Annotated in this window: 14 protein-coding genes and 1 tRNA gene; 4 read left to right on the top strand and 11 right to left on the bottom strand. The window is 33.3% G+C overall.

The window, feature by feature from the left end:
• Window positions 1-30: 30 nt before the first annotated feature.
• On the top strand, window positions 31-531 hold the full coding sequence (locus IJ258_RS06520) for a hypothetical protein (RefSeq protein WP_292804658.1): 501 nt from the start codon (window positions 31-33) through the stop codon (window positions 529-531).
• On the top strand, window positions 524-1,588 hold the full coding sequence (cobT, locus tag IJ258_RS06515) for a nicotinate mononucleotide-dependent phosphoribosyltransferase CobT (RefSeq protein WP_292804655.1): 1,065 nt from the start codon (window positions 524-526) through the stop codon (window positions 1,586-1,588). The genes IJ258_RS06520 and cobT overlap by 8 nt, the downstream gene beginning before the upstream one ends.
• Before the next feature lie 804 nt (window positions 1,589-2,392).
• Here the strand turns inward: cobT and IJ258_RS06510 are convergent.
• Both IJ258_RS06510 and IJ258_RS06505 read right to left on the bottom strand, forming a co-directional pair.
• On the bottom strand, window positions 2,393-3,226 hold the full coding sequence (locus IJ258_RS06510) for an undecaprenyl-diphosphate phosphatase (protein ID WP_292804651.1): 834 nt from the start codon (window positions 3,224-3,226) through the stop codon (window positions 2,393-2,395).
• Window positions 3,227-3,238: 12 nt separating this feature from the next.
• Window positions 3,239-4,162, bottom strand: a complete 924-nt coding sequence (locus IJ258_RS06505) for a branched-chain amino acid transaminase (RefSeq protein WP_292804648.1) — start codon at window positions 4,160-4,162, stop codon at window positions 3,239-3,241.
• Window positions 4,163-4,283: 121 nt separating this feature from the next.
• Between IJ258_RS06505 and IJ258_RS06500 the strand changes: the two genes are divergently transcribed.
• Together IJ258_RS06500 and IJ258_RS06495 are read left to right on the top strand one after the other, a co-directional pair.
• Window positions 4,284-4,355: transfer RNA gene (locus IJ258_RS06500), tRNA-Val, on the top strand.
• Between the two features lie 256 nt (window positions 4,356-4,611).
• Complete coding sequence (locus IJ258_RS06495) at window positions 4,612-5,439, top strand: F420-dependent methylenetetrahydromethanopterin dehydrogenase (protein WP_292804645.1); 828 nt, start codon at window positions 4,612-4,614, stop codon at window positions 5,437-5,439.
• Between the two features lie 154 nt (window positions 5,440-5,593).
• Here the strand turns inward: IJ258_RS06495 and IJ258_RS06490 are convergent, their stop codons facing one another.
• The 9 genes from IJ258_RS06490 to IJ258_RS06450 form a co-directional block, all read right to left on the bottom strand.
• The gene (locus IJ258_RS06490; RefSeq protein ID WP_292804642.1) at window positions 5,594-5,869 is read right to left on the bottom strand and encodes a type II toxin-antitoxin system RelE/ParE family toxin; all 276 of its coding nucleotides are present in this window, start codon (window positions 5,867-5,869) and stop codon (window positions 5,594-5,596) included.
• A complete protein-coding gene (locus tag IJ258_RS06485) occupies window positions 5,866-6,129 on the bottom strand; it encodes a hypothetical protein (RefSeq protein ID WP_292804639.1) in 264 nt (87 codons plus the stop codon). Before IJ258_RS06485 ends, IJ258_RS06490 begins: the two co-directional genes overlap by 4 nt.
• Before the next feature lie 501 nt (window positions 6,130-6,630).
• Window positions 6,631-7,209, bottom strand: coding sequence for an imidazoleglycerol-phosphate dehydratase HisB (gene hisB / locus IJ258_RS06480; RefSeq protein WP_292804636.1), 579 nt, complete (start codon window positions 7,207-7,209; stop codon window positions 6,631-6,633).
• Between the two features lie 39 nt (window positions 7,210-7,248).
• Window positions 7,249-7,452, bottom strand: coding sequence for a 4Fe-4S binding protein (locus tag IJ258_RS06475; protein ID WP_292804633.1), 204 nt, complete (start codon window positions 7,450-7,452; stop codon window positions 7,249-7,251).
• Between the two features lie 9 nt (window positions 7,453-7,461).
• Complete coding sequence (locus IJ258_RS06470; RefSeq protein WP_292804630.1) at window positions 7,462-8,154, bottom strand: TOBE domain-containing protein; 693 nt, start codon at window positions 8,152-8,154, stop codon at window positions 7,462-7,464.
• A gap of 118 nt (window positions 8,155-8,272) precedes the next feature.
• Window positions 8,273-9,832: a flippase gene (locus tag IJ258_RS06465; RefSeq protein WP_292804627.1), complete on the bottom strand. Its 1,560-nt coding sequence runs from the start codon at window positions 9,830-9,832 to the stop codon at window positions 8,273-8,275.
• A gap of 49 nt (window positions 9,833-9,881) precedes the next feature.
• A complete protein-coding gene (locus IJ258_RS06460) occupies window positions 9,882-10,457 on the bottom strand; it encodes a flavodoxin family protein (RefSeq protein ID WP_292804624.1) in 576 nt (191 codons plus the stop codon).
• 68 nt (window positions 10,458-10,525) lie between these two features.
• Complete coding sequence (locus tag IJ258_RS06455) at window positions 10,526-14,293, bottom strand: DUF3344 domain-containing protein (RefSeq protein WP_292804622.1); 3,768 nt, start codon at window positions 14,291-14,293, stop codon at window positions 10,526-10,528.
• Between the two features lie 136 nt (window positions 14,294-14,429).
• Window positions 14,430-14,642, bottom strand: a 213-nt coding sequence (locus IJ258_RS06450; RefSeq protein ID WP_292804620.1) for a hypothetical protein, incomplete at its 5' end; no start/stop codon positions are given.

The raw sequence follows: 14,642 nt of genomic DNA, 5'->3' as shown, positions 1-14,642 counted from the left end.
TTTTTAATTTCAAAAAACAAAAGTGAAAACATGGGATTTTATAGTGCTAATACTTTAGAACAAAAAAGAGTGAAACAGCTAACCGGTGACATCAACATCCACGACATGTTTAAAAACGAATGCAAAACACGAGGAATACCAATTTACAATGCATACAACATTCAGAAACGATTGATTCATGAAGTGGAGCAGGAAGAGTTGGTTGGTGTTGAAAATGTTGACAACAGATTGATGGAGCTTTTAGATGAACGTGGAAAAAACAAGGTGACACACAGATATGTGGATTTTGTCTCAAAAGAGGACAGCGCTTCCAGAGGAGTTATTCCACCAAAAGGGGACAGTGATAAGTTACCTCCAAAAGAACAAATAAGAATCCCTGCAAGAGCAAGAGACGGTCAGACATTTAAAACCGACAATGAATTGACACAAGAAGAAATGTTAAAGAAAATCATGCTTCAAAACAAAAAGATTATTAACCAAAATAAGATAATTATAGATTTATTGAAAAAACAAGGTGAAAACAATGATTGATGGTGTAACAACATACGGCTCAAGTGAATTAACAGAAAAATTGCAAGAAGTGGAAGATGAAGCTGTATTCTTACTTACAATAGGCACTACAGAAACCTCATTAATAGAAGGAATTTCAGGGGCAGGACCCTCAGCCGACCTGACCGAATACACACCTGCAAGTGATGCTGAATTTATGGTATTGGGAGAAGTAAGATGCTGTGAAGCACCTGCAGAAACTGTAGTTGGAGATGCAGCAGCACCAACTCCTGCAAGACTTACAAAAGCAGCACTTCAAGTTTCAGAAACCCCCTTTGTAATAGTTGATGCAGGATCAAAAATCAAACCTGACGTCGAATACGTTAATTTGGGCAGCGAATACGGAAGAGACATAAGAACCGGAAAAGGTGTTCTTAACCCATTGGAAATCTTTGAAAATGCAAAGGATTTAGGTAATGAACTGTCACAAAGACATGAAATGCTAATTATTGGTGAAAGTATCGCTGCAGGAACAACAACAGCGCTTGGAGTTCTAAAGGCACTGGGTTATGAAGCAAATGAGAAGGTAAGCGGCAGCATGCCCCATAATCCTCATGATTTAAAGTCAAAAACCGTAAATGAAGGACTTGAAAATGCAGGAATAAAACCTGGAGAGGCTGATGCAATGCAGGCAATCGGTGCAGTAGGAGATCCTACTATTCCGGCAATTGCAGGATTAGTTATTGGATCAGACATTCCAATTATTTTAGCTGGAGGAACACAAATGGCTGCAACCTGTGCTGTTATCAAATCGATTCAACCAACATTTGACTTTTCAAGAATAAATCTTGCAACAACCGTATTTGTAGCCGCTGATGAAACCGCTGATTTATTTGGCATTTTAAACCAAATTGACGACAATATCACTGTGAACGTGGTTGATCCAAGGTTTGAAGAATCAGAACATGAAGGATTGAAAAACTACCTGAAAGGATTTGTCAAGGAAGGTGCAGGTGCCGGCGGCGCAATGTATACTGCACTGGTTTTGGGAAATTCCGTTGAAAGATTAAGAAAAAAAATCGAAAAAGTTTGCAAATAGAGATTTATTTAATCTCTACTCTTATTTTTATATTAACCATCATTTACTTGTTTTAACACAATTACTTAAATTTTTTACAATGATTACAATATTTCTTTTTTAATGTAAAAAACGAAGTAAAAACAATATTATACAGTTTAAAGAGTTTAAAATTGATAAATAGAAAAATTATATATTATATGATACATAATATACAATTGAACTAGTCCTAAAAGCTTTTGCTTGCTGAAAATTAAATCAACCCCATAAATTAAAAGGTGATTAATTTGAGTAAAAAGACAGAATTATTAATCATATTAATAATAACCTTATTACGACTCATCACCATCATTATAGAAAAATTTTGCTAAAAATGTAACCGTAGTTGAACGACAAAAAATTTAAAGTTTAGAATTTAACTTTTGGTAAGATTTTCTGCTTTCAGATACATATCCAAAAATATATATAACAATAAAACAAATAAAGGAATGTACAAATGTTACAAGAATTTTTCTGTAATACTTGTTAAATTTATGGGGAGTTAATATTGAGTTAGAATCTTTCTAACTTTATATTAACATTTAAAATCTATTTTTGATAACAATATAGTTTAATACATTACTTATTCTAAAATATCATGTAGTTAGTTTTTTAACTCTCGGATTGTATCCAAAAATATATATAACATCAAAATAACTGAATGTATTCTAGAAGAAATTATTTGTTATAACTTATTAATTATAGGGGTTTAATATTAAGTTAGAATCTTTCTAACTTTATATTAATATTTTTAAATCTGTTTTTTAAAAAAAGAAAAGATATAATTTAGAATATATGGGCAATTGAACCCATAAATACTATTATACCCATCAACCAGCAATAATATGCAAAAATATCCAAGCTTCTATTCTGTATCAAGTCAAGCATCCACTTGATAGCCAAGTATCCTGCAATAATAGCTGCAATAAAACCTAAAAATACCGGAAGGAAGTTTACATCCAATGCAGAACCTATATCTTTTAGTTGTAATACGAATGCACCGAAAATCGCAGGAATTGATAATATAAAACTGAATTTTGCTGCAAATTCCTTATCAAGACCTATTGTTAAACCTGCTGCGATTGTTGTACCTGAACGTGAAAGTCCAGGCAATATTGCACAAGCTTGACCCAGTCCCATGAATAATGCTTCTTTTTTAGTTATTGTATTGTAATTTATCTCACCGCTGGTCATTCTTTGAGACAAATACAAAATAGTACCTGTTACAAACAAAAAGAAAGCCGGAACATATAATGCACCTGCAAACAATGCATCTACAGAGTCTTCAAACAGCACTCCAACAATGCCGACAGGAACTGTTGCAAGAATTACATACCATGCAAGTCTCTTGTAAGGGTCATCGTAAAAGCCTTCCTTAAATCTTCCTTGCAAGATATCTCCAATACTTAACCACCATGATTTAAGCATTTTGTAAATATCATACCTGAAAAACCACAATACTGCTATTAAGGTTCCTAAGTGAAGGAATGTATCGAAAGCAAGAGAGCTTTCAACACCTAAAAGATTTTGAATAAAAACTAAGTGCGCTGAACTACTGACCGGCAGGAATTCAGTCAATCCCTGAACTATGCCGATAATAATTCCCTGAAGTATATCCATATTCTACACCGCTTAGATGTAAGTTAACCAATCATATTTGTCTTCTACTTTAGCTTCTACAATATCAAAGAATGCTTTTTGTATTTTTTCTGAGACAGGCCCTCTTTTTCCGATTCCTATTGTTCTGTGATCGATTGAACGGATTGGAGTTACTTCAGCTGCAGTTCCTGTGAAGAATACTTCATCTGCAATGTATAATCTTTCTCTTGAGATTGTTTCTTCAACTACTTCATAGCCTAAATCACGAGCGATAGTCATGATGGAGTCTCTTGTAATTCCTCTGAGGTTAGATGATGCCATTGTAGGAGTGTGTAATGTTTCTCCTTCAACTAAGAATATGTTTTCTCCACTTCCTTCTGAAACGTGTCCTTCATAGTCAAGCATGATTGCTTCATCAAATCCGTTGTCGATTGCTTCGAGTTTTGCAAGTTGTGAGTTCATGTAGTTTGCTCCACATTTTGCAAGTGTAGGGAAAGTGTCCGGTGCCGGTTTTCTCCATGATGATACACCAATGTCTACTCCGTTTTCCATTCCTTCTTCACCAAGATATGATCCCCATTCCCATGCAGCAATTGCAACATTAACAGGACATCCTAATGGGTTTACTCCAAGTTCTCCATATCCTCTAAATACTATTGGACGGATGTAACATCCGTTTAGGCCATTTATGCGAACTGTTTCAAGTATTGCTTCTGCAATTTCCTCTTGAGTGAATGGTATGTCCATTTTGTATATTTTTGCTGAGTCAAATAATCTTTGGACATGTTCTTCAAGACGGTATACAGCTACTCCTTTTTCATTTGAGTATGCTCTTATACCTTCAAATACACTTGTTCCATAGTGAACTACGTGTGAGAGTACTGATATATTTGCATCTTTCCATTCTACGAATTCACCATCTACCCATACTTTTGTTGCTTTGTCATCCCAAGCCATTTTATCACATCATTTTTTATTATAATAATTAATATATAGTAAGTATTTTATAAAATTTTCTTAGTTGAAATTTGAAAAATAGAAAGTTTTATATAATAGTAAATTCATAATAATGTTTGTTGGTTCCGTGGTCTAGTGGTATGATACCTCCCTTACAAGGAGGGGATCACGAGTTCGAGTCTCGTCGGAACCACTCAATTCTATTTTTAAAAATTTCATCAAAATACATGATTATTTTAGGTTTGTATCGTGCATATTTTTTGAACATGATTTACTTCTTCTATCAAAGAATTCAACTTATTTTATACAATATTCAACTATTTAATATTACTTTTATTTCATTGAACATTATTTAGATAAAAAAATAATTAATGATTAAAATTTTCAAATAATAAAATTTAAATAGTTTTCTGATTAAAGAATTAATTATCAAATAAGGAGATAAAATTATGGTAGTTAAAATTGCTATTATTAAAAGTGGTAATATTGGTACTTCACCAGTAATTGACCTTTTGTTAGACGAAAGAGCAGACAGACCAAACATCGATGTAAGAACCTTTGGATCTGGAGCAAAAATGAACCCAGAACAAGTCGAAGACGTTGTTCCTAAAATAGACGCTTTCGAACCTGATTTTGCAATCTTCATTAGCCCAAACCCAGGAGCACCTGGACCAGCTAAAGCAAGAGAATTATTATCTGAAAAAGACATCCCTGCTATCATCGTTGGTGACGCACCTGGTAAAGGTAAAAAAGATGAAATGGACGAACAAGGCTTAGGTTACATTATTGTAATGTCTGACCCAATGATTGGTGCAAAAAGAGAATGGTTAGACCCAACTGAAATGGCTATTTTCAACTCTGACATCTTAAAAGTACTCGCTGAAACCGGTGCATTAAGATTAGTCCAAAAAACCATTGACGACGTAATCGCACAAGCAGAAGCAGGTGAAATCGAATTACCTAAACTCATTATTACTGCTGAAAAAGCTGCAGAAGCTGGCGGATTTGCAAACCCATACGCAAAAGCAAAAGCTATTGCTGCATACGAAATGGCTGGATCCGTTGCAAACTTAGACATGAAAGGATGTTTCATGACCAAAGGTTACGAAAACTTCATTCCTTTAGTAGCTGCTGCTCACGAAATTGCTGCATGCGCTGCTAAATTAGCTCAAGAAGCAAGAGACATTGAAAAAGCAAATGATACTGTTTTAAGAACCCCTCACATGAAAGAAGGAAACCCAGGTTGTAAAACAGACTTAATCTCTAAACCAGAATAAGTAGCATAATTTTGCTACTTTCATTTTTTTATTTTTTAAACATCACCAATTAACGATGCCCTCACTATGTTAAAATATACCTTAAATCATTTTATTTGTTAAAAAGAGTAACATGAAAATATTTTGATATAATTCCTAAGAATTAAAAAAATATTTAAAATAATCTATAATCAGTTTTACGTTTGATTATATCAATAATTTCAATTTGATGATGATTATCGGAAACATAAAAAATTATTCTATAATTTCCAACCCTGGCCCTATGGCATTTAGGGCATTTAACACTATTTAATTCGATGAATTCTGAATGATACGGATTATTTAAAATCTCAAAATATTTTTTAGTAATCCTTAATAGTAATGCTTTGTCTTTTTTGTGTTTTTTGAAAAATTTTTTTACACGGTCATGTTCAAATAATTCATATGTCATTTTTTAAGCTCTTTTTCTAATTTTGATATTCGTTTTTCTAAATCAGATAAAGTGACTTTAGATACATCATCCCTGTTTCCATTTTCAAATTTTTCGATTTGCTCATTGTAATATTTCGCTTCTTCATCACTAAACTCTTCATTTTCATAATAATAATTGATTAAAAAAGAGATTACATCATTGAAAGTTTCATTTTTAGATGCAAGTTCAGACAATAATTTATGTGTTTTTTCGGATATTTTAATAGTTTTAGTCATCATTTTGATTCCTCAAATATATGGTATACTCAGTATACTATAAATAAGTTTCCATAATCTTGAACAATACCTCATTAATATCAAAACTCTTCAATTAACTATACCTCACAATAATTTCTTTATTTTTTAAAACACCGATAATATATTCTTTAAGCCGATTAAGAGATTATTTATACCTCCCATTAATTTGAATATATTCTTATTTAGAATAATATAAACAAATATCAAGCAAAACATTCAATTTTAGATTTTAAATAGTTTTTGTTGTAAATGAAAGCAATTTTACAAGTTTAAGTCAATATTCCAAAGTAAAAACAATTTACATGAAATTAAAAAAAAAATAATTTAAAATAAAATAAACTAGTTAAAATAACAAGAAAATCAGAAAAGAAATAACAGTCCTAAAAAAAACTTCAATAAATAAAACTAAAATATAATTAGGCCCAATTTAATAGAATTTAATTATTTAACGATTTAATCAAGTTGAAAAAATTAAAAAAGGAGTTATATGACTCCTTTTGTAGAAGGAATCTGATCATGCTCTATTTTAATAGCTTCCTTTAAAGCCTTTGCAAATGCCTTGAATACCGCTTCAGCCTTGTGGTGATCGTTTGCACCTTCAACTGTACCGTAAATGTTTAATTTTGCACTGGAAGCGAATGACTCAAAAAAGTGAATGACAATATCGGAGGTCATGTCACCTATCTTTTCATTTTTAAAATCCAATTTCATGTTGCAATAGCTGCGGCCGCTTATATCAACTGCAACAGTGGATACGGATTCATCCATCGGAACAATTGCATGGGCCATTCTTTTTATGCCCTTCTTATCGCCAATAGCCTCTAGAAACGCCTCACCTAAAATAATTCCCACATCTTCAATAGTGTGGTGGTCATCAATTTCAACATCTCCCACTGCTTTGATGCCCAAATCAATCATGGAATGCTTGGAAAATGATTCCAACATGTGATTAAAGAAGTTTACACCAGTGGATATGTTATAAACTCCCTTACCATCCAAATTCATTTTTACTGTAATATCAGTTTCTGATGTTTTTCTTGAAAGATTTGAAATTCTTGACATGATCTAACCTATAAAATAATTAATTTTAGCTTCAATAATTCAGGCATCTTCACCCGGACGTATAATTGTAATGCAATCTGTAGGGCATTTCATTGCACATATTGTACAGACATGACAATATCTCAAATCCAATATATGTGCAACCCTGTCAACTTTCCAAATTTTAGCAGACTTGGGGCAAATCTCCGCACACTCTCCGCAACCAATACATTTCTCCTCATCAACTAAAATCTGCAACGGCATGATAATCACCTATAACTTTAAAGTAGCAACAGACATAGCCTTAAATCCAATATAAATTTCCTTACCAATATTGAGATTCAATTCTTTTTCCGCTGAAACTGTAATGTCACTGCATAAAATAACGCCGCCAACATTGACCTTAACACGAATGATTTCGCCTTCAAGTTTCATTTCAACAATTTGGCCTTTTAAAATATTACGAATACTTGAGGTTTGTGGTTCCAGCATCAAAAAGATATTGTCATAACTGATTAAAGCCAGTATATGATCGCCAACTTCATAATTCCTATTTAATGGAGCATTAATCTCAAACTCATTCATCTTAATGGTCATTACGCCTTTGACATCATTAATATCCACAATTTCAGCTTCAATCTCATTCACATCTTTGTGAAGTTCCATAATAGCATTAATCTTTTTACATTCTTTTAGGATAGAGTAACCCTCTTCAGTTAATGAGGTTCCTCCACCTCCGCCTTTTCCACCTTTAGTGGTATTTACAACTTTAACATCAAGTGTTGACTCGATTTTTTCAATATAATTTAATGCAGTTCTATAAGAAACATTTATTTCCTTAGCAGCTGCTGTTAGAGAACCTGTTTCTAAAATAGATTCTAACAAATTGTATTTTTTACTGTCAAGCAAAAATGAGTTGCCGTCTACATTAATCTTATATTCAACACCTGCACTCACATCAGTCATATAAAATCCCCCGAAATATAATGATAATATATTTATTTATCTTATTTAAATAAATTTACTATTTGATTCAAATTATTAAACTCGAAAATAATTTCAAAAAAAAATTCATATCGAAAAATCAGTCTCTGAATTCCAATTTTTCAACGAAATTTAAAAGCTTATCTGCAATCTTAGCCAATGGTCCGAATTTAGATGAAAACCTTCTTAAGCTTTCGATATCATCCTTTTGGAAGAATTTGACCAATATCAATGCAAAGAAATAAACTACAACACATGCAAAGATTCCTGGGAATAACCATAATGTGGTTTTTGGAATGAAAAATGCAAAAACACCCATAATCAATGACGCAACAATTATTTTAACGATTGAAGCTGTTGGTGACTTTGTTTTAGTTAACCTGAATACAAAATACACACATGGAATCATCATCAGCAAGCATGCGATACTGGTAGCGAGTGCACCGCCTGCAATACCCATGGTAGGAACCATAATCCAATTCAAGACACCGGTAACAATTGCTCCGCCAACTAAAATATACATTGGAATTCTTGGATTACCAATACCCTGAATGATACTGGTTGAAATAGCAAATATTGAATAGAATGTCATACCGATTGACAGGATTGCCAGTGCTGATGCCCCTGCAACATAAGCCGGATTCTTAAAGTACAAAATCCTTAATGTAGGGGAAGCAAAGAGCGCCAGGCCAACACACATCGGAACAACAAACAACAATGACAATTTATAAGCTTCAGAAACATATTTTTGCAAAGAACTGGTATCCTTAAGCTTGAAAGCCTCGGATGAAGCAGGTAAAATTGTAGTTGCAATGGAAATGGATATGATTAACGGCAAACGTGCTATAGGATCGGCCGCAGCGAAAAATCCTATGTCAGCAAAGGTTAAAAATCTGCCCATAACAATGGTACAAATGTTATAGATAAGCATTTCTGCAATAGCAGTGATAATAACAGGTATTGAAAACTTAACTAAGGTTCCTGCAAGTTTTAACTCGTCTTTTCTGGTAAAAATAAAATCATCACTAGCTTTTGGAATGTATTTGCCCATATGGAATTTGAAAATATATACTGCAGCAACAACTGATAGGGAATAACCTAAAACAGTACCCCACAATGCCCCCACGGTTGAAAGACCAATTAAGACAAATGCAGTAGCACATAAAATCATACCGAGTTGCTCAACAGCACGAGTATATACAATATACTCCATCTTGTAAACTCCCTGGAATGCTCCTCTAAAAGCGCCAACAATAACACTGAAAGGAGTGATTAAACCGACAATCTGCAAAGGAACCAATGCAGCAGGCTTTCCAAGATAGTTGTAGGCAAGCCAAGGTGCTACAACAAATATCATCAGCACTCCAAAGAACAGTCCCAGAAATACCATTATCTTCAAGGCCGTATAGATGGTTTGACGAGCCATATCCTTTTCATCAACGGCTTCATATTCCGCAACATATTTTGCAATAGCTGGAGGAAGACCTCCTGCAGATAATGTCTGGAAAATTCCTTGAAACGGCAGAGTAATTCCCAAAATACCATAAGCGGTAGGCCCTAGGAGTATCGCCATTAAAAAACGATAGACATAACCTCCCAAACGGAAGATAATGTTACCTATAAGAATTATCAAACTACCCCTTACTAACTTATTTGCCATAATCTAACCTTAAAAATCAGTTATTATTAATATAAATTGATTTTGATATTTAAATATATTTATTTAGGAAATTTTCAAATTCCCGCAAAGTCCTGTTTAATGACTCCATTCCATACTCGTCTTTTTTAATTTCATCTATTGAATCCTGTGACCAGAAAGATGCTCCCAAATTGGAACCGAATGGTCCTCCACTGACAGGAATGATACCATGTATCATGAAGTAAGTTATATTTGACATGTGGGCGAAATCCTGCCCGCCGGTTCGGTCCCCTCCAACTGCAATGCTCATTCCGATTTTTCCTCTTAGCAAATTATAATCAATAGCTTCCAATGCCCGTGTCCTGTCCATAATTATTGAGAGGTTTGCTGATATTGATCCGGATTGCACGGGAGTTGCCAGAATGATTCCGTCAGCGCTTTGAAGATTCTCATATACCTCACCCATATCGTCCTGTATGATGCATTTCTTGTTTTCAAGACAATAGTCACAATGAAGACATGGCTTTAAATCTTTACCATTACATGTAAACATTTCTGTTTCACAATTTAATTTTTTTAGTGCCTGTGTTAAAATATATTCTGTTGTGCTCTTACGGGGACTTGCACAGATTCCAAAAACTTTCATGAAGATAGTTTTAGCCAAATCAATTAAAATATTTTATTAAAAAATAGAATAAATAGAGAAATAAATCTCTATTTAATAGTTATTTTCACTTTTTTACTTGATGCTTTGTAAGCACTGTTTCCTTTAAACTTAATAACTGCATTATATTTGCCTTTTTTGGTTAGTTTCTTAATTTTAAAGGTTGCTTTACCCTTACTGTTGGTTTTTGCAGTGTAAGTTTTCTTACCTATTTTAATAGTAACTTTAACCTTTTTAACAGCTTTATTACCGGATTTTAAGGTAATTGAGTATTTTTTAATTTTGGTTTTTGCCTTGAATTTTTTCTTTTTAGCAGTTATTTTAGTTGCTTTTTTGGTTACTTTAGCAGTGCCTTGTTTATTGGTATCAGGATTAGTGGAATCTCCCGGAGTAGTGTTTGTAGAAGTATCGTCCTCCTTAGGAGCTTCTTTAGTAATTACAATAATCTGTTGCAATGCCAATAAATAAGAATTGGTTGAAATAAATGATACTGAATTGGCATCCCCAATTGAATTGGTGACATCTAAGACATACAAATCTGTGGAATTGGAATTTCCATTCCAAACATCTTCATTTAACATGTTATTGAAAATAACATTACCTTCACCCTTTTGAGCACCAGCAGCAAAAATATACAGTTTAGCATCTACTTTCCCACTAGAGTTAACATTAAATACAGAATCCACCTTAACTTCCCTATTCAAATCATTGAAATCAACGAAAGAGAGCAAATCTGCATCATTTGAAATGTAAACATCCTTAATGGTTTTGCTTCCTGTTGTATTGTACATATAAATTAGGGTTGACGGATAAACAAATGGAATGTTTGATTTTTTAGTTAAAGCAAATGAATTGGAACCTGCCTTAATTAATTGGCTTACATCATAAACCAAGACACCATATCCATAGTCAGCTTCTCTTCCAAAGTTGATTTGATCCCTGTACAGCATAATAGGAGTTATTTCAACATCATTGAATCTTGTTGAAAACATGCTTAAATTTTCGGTTAATCCTTCATTAGGGTTGAAGTAATTATAAGGCACATATATTAATGATTTTACAAGGGCGGAATTGGCAGGCAAGGTTACAGTCCATGCATCTGTCCTGGAAGTGCCGTAATTATCCAGATAGGAATTGTAATCCTTGATATCAATTACAATATCTCCGGTTATTGTTCCATTAAAGAAAGGATTAAATGCATTTGAAGGATAGGATAAATCTTTTCCCAAGTAACCATCATATAATATAGGAGCATTAATTGAATATGAACTAATCTTTTCCCCATTGAATATTATTTGAGCAGTGTAGTTGACTTTATCATTAGTAGCACCATAAACTGTATTTTCATCAATCGGCCTGATTGTTGGGTCAATTAATGATATTGTAGTGCTTTTTCCATTTAGAATAATATCCTGTGAACCTATGAAGACATCATCCGCATACAGCTTAACTGTAAACTCGCCACTTCTTGTGTTTTTAATTTCGATGTATACTTTGTTAGAATTGCCCGCAAAGACAACATTATCATATTCAGTGTTTATTGAAGAAACAGAAGTCTGTATTTTTTTGGTTAACACCATTATTTGCTGCAATGCAAAGATTCTGTACCCCGGCATATTGGAATAGGCACCAACAGTGACATTGTTGATATCCTTAACTGTTCTTTTAATATTTAACTTTTTAAAAGAGGTTTGTCTGCCTTCAATTGTCCATTTGGTTTTTTCACCATTAAAAACAATGTATGCATCATCACCGGAATCGTCTGTTGCAGCAAAAACGTAAAGGTCCGCAGATTGAACCAATTCGGAACTGACATTGAATCTGGTATTCAATTCGACTGGCCTGTTGGCCACATTGTAAGAGTTTTCAAGAATATCTGCAGTATTGTCTATATAAATAAATTTTACAGTATCGCTACCTGTCATGTTATACATGTATACCAGGGTGCTTGGATTTAATGCAGGATATTCATCAAATTTCTTGAGGAACAATGTATTGTCACCATTTCTAAGATAGTCAGTCACATCATAAATGAAAACACCATATCCATATACTGCATAAGGATATTCAGTTGTAAATGCATGAAGAATATTGGATTGATCCCTATAATATCCGCATACGTTCAATTTGTTTCCGTTGAATGTGGCCTCAATCAGATTTTCATCTTCAGTAATGTTATTGAGATAATTTGGAATATAGTAATTATAAGGAACATAAATAAATGCCCTAACAAGATTAGAACCGCTAGGCAATTCCAGATTCCAAACATCTGTTCTGTTTAAATCTTTTCTATTCAAGTATGTGTTCTCATCTTTAACATCAACTACAATATCTCCAGTGATTGAAGCATTGTATGAGAATGGAATGTCATAACCTGATTCATATGCGAGATCTTTACTTAAAAGACCATTGTAGAGAACCGGAATGAGACTTGAAAACGAATTGACTATTTCCCCATCATAATACAATAATAAAGTGTAATTAGTTTTATCATGATTTGCCTTATAATCAGTGTTTTTATCAACAGCCCTGATTGTAGGATCAGTGAGATGAACGGTTGTAGCCACCAATTTTTGCAAATTAACGTTAACGCTATCCACTTCCACACCATCAGCCAATAACTTAAGGTTATAATTTCCTGCGTTATTCACTTTAACGGAAGCTGTTATGGTATTATTGGTACCTGCATAAACAAGGATGATTGGAGTGGTACCTAATGAATACTCTGTTCTGAATGAGAGTTCATCGCTACCAGCATCATCTCTAGAATAAAAGCTGTTGTCAACGACCAAAAGGGACATGGCTTCTTTAAATGAAGCCCATCCGGAAGAACTGGCTGTGCATTCCAAATAAAACTCAGGTTCAAATAGGTCAGTTAAATCCCACTCGTGATATTGGTAATAACTTCCATCAATGTAAACATCTCCATAATCCTCCTGAGAAATTAGAGGCATACCATTCAACTCATAAAACGCATCATTGCTTGAAAGTCCAATATTTGTAAGAGTTGCTTTACCATTTTCCCCTAATTCAATTTCACCTGCATCAAAAGAAACACCGGTCTTGGCATTAGTCCATGCTTGACCTGCATTGAACTGGTAGAAGACCTCATCATCATCACCATCATCATATGCAAGAATTAAAGATACCAACTTAATTCTGCCGTCGAATTGTTTGCTTCCAGGCAGGGAAAGAACATCAACAGACACTGAAGTCCCATTCAATCCTTGAACAATATCTGTTATATTATAAAAGATCATATAATCAGAATAGACTTTATCTATATAATCATTTAAAACAAATCTTGTACCGTCAATTACCCCATTTGGATACCATAAATATTCTGAATGAGTAGAAGTGGCATTAGCAGTGGTTATAGTAGTATTTGCAATTATATCATAAGTTGGCTGTGCACTTCCCGCATAAATATTAACATAAACATATGCGAACTTAATGTCAGTGGCTTCTGACGGTATTAAATAAGTTATTCCACCGTGATTACCGTTAACACTATCACTAGGCGCCCATGGATGTGTAGCTGTTAAATCCACACCTCCTGAAACAACACCTTTCTCAACAAGAGGGATGTCGTCGCTTATGACCCCATCTTTTAAAATATCTTCATGAGAATCAGATAATTTTTCATCGACAGAAGACGATTCAATCTCCTGCAAGCCAACACTCTCATCATCAATAGATAATATGTCCGTATCATCAGTAGTTTGATTTAAATCATTAGTGTCTTCAGCAAAGACCATACTAACATTAATGATGAGAACAAATGTTAAAATAATTAGAAAAAATTTTTTATTAATCATTGTCCTACCTTAATAATTTTTAATAATATTTTATTATTTAGATAATATATTTATTAAAAATAATAATATAAGTTTTTCCAAAAAGTTTGAAAAAATGAGAAAATCTTAAAAAAAAATAAAATAGAGAAATTAATCCCTATTTTTTGATTACAATTTTACCTTTTTTACTGATTGCTTTGTAAGCTCCATCACCAGCGAATTTCACTTTGTACTTGAAAGTTCCTCTTTTATTAAGTTTAACTTTAATTGTAGCCACACCTTTTGAATTGGTTTTAGCTTTGAAAGTTTTACCTTTGACAGTTAAAGTGATTTTCTTTTTAGCCAAAGCTTTTCCTTCAGATTTTAAAGT

The organism is Methanobrevibacter sp. (assembly GCF_017468685.1).
GTDB lineage: Archaea > Methanobacteriota > Methanobacteria > Methanobacteriales > Methanobacteriaceae > Methanocatella.
Note: the sequence above shows the minus strand (reverse complement) of the source record. Positions and strands in the feature narration are given on the sequence as shown.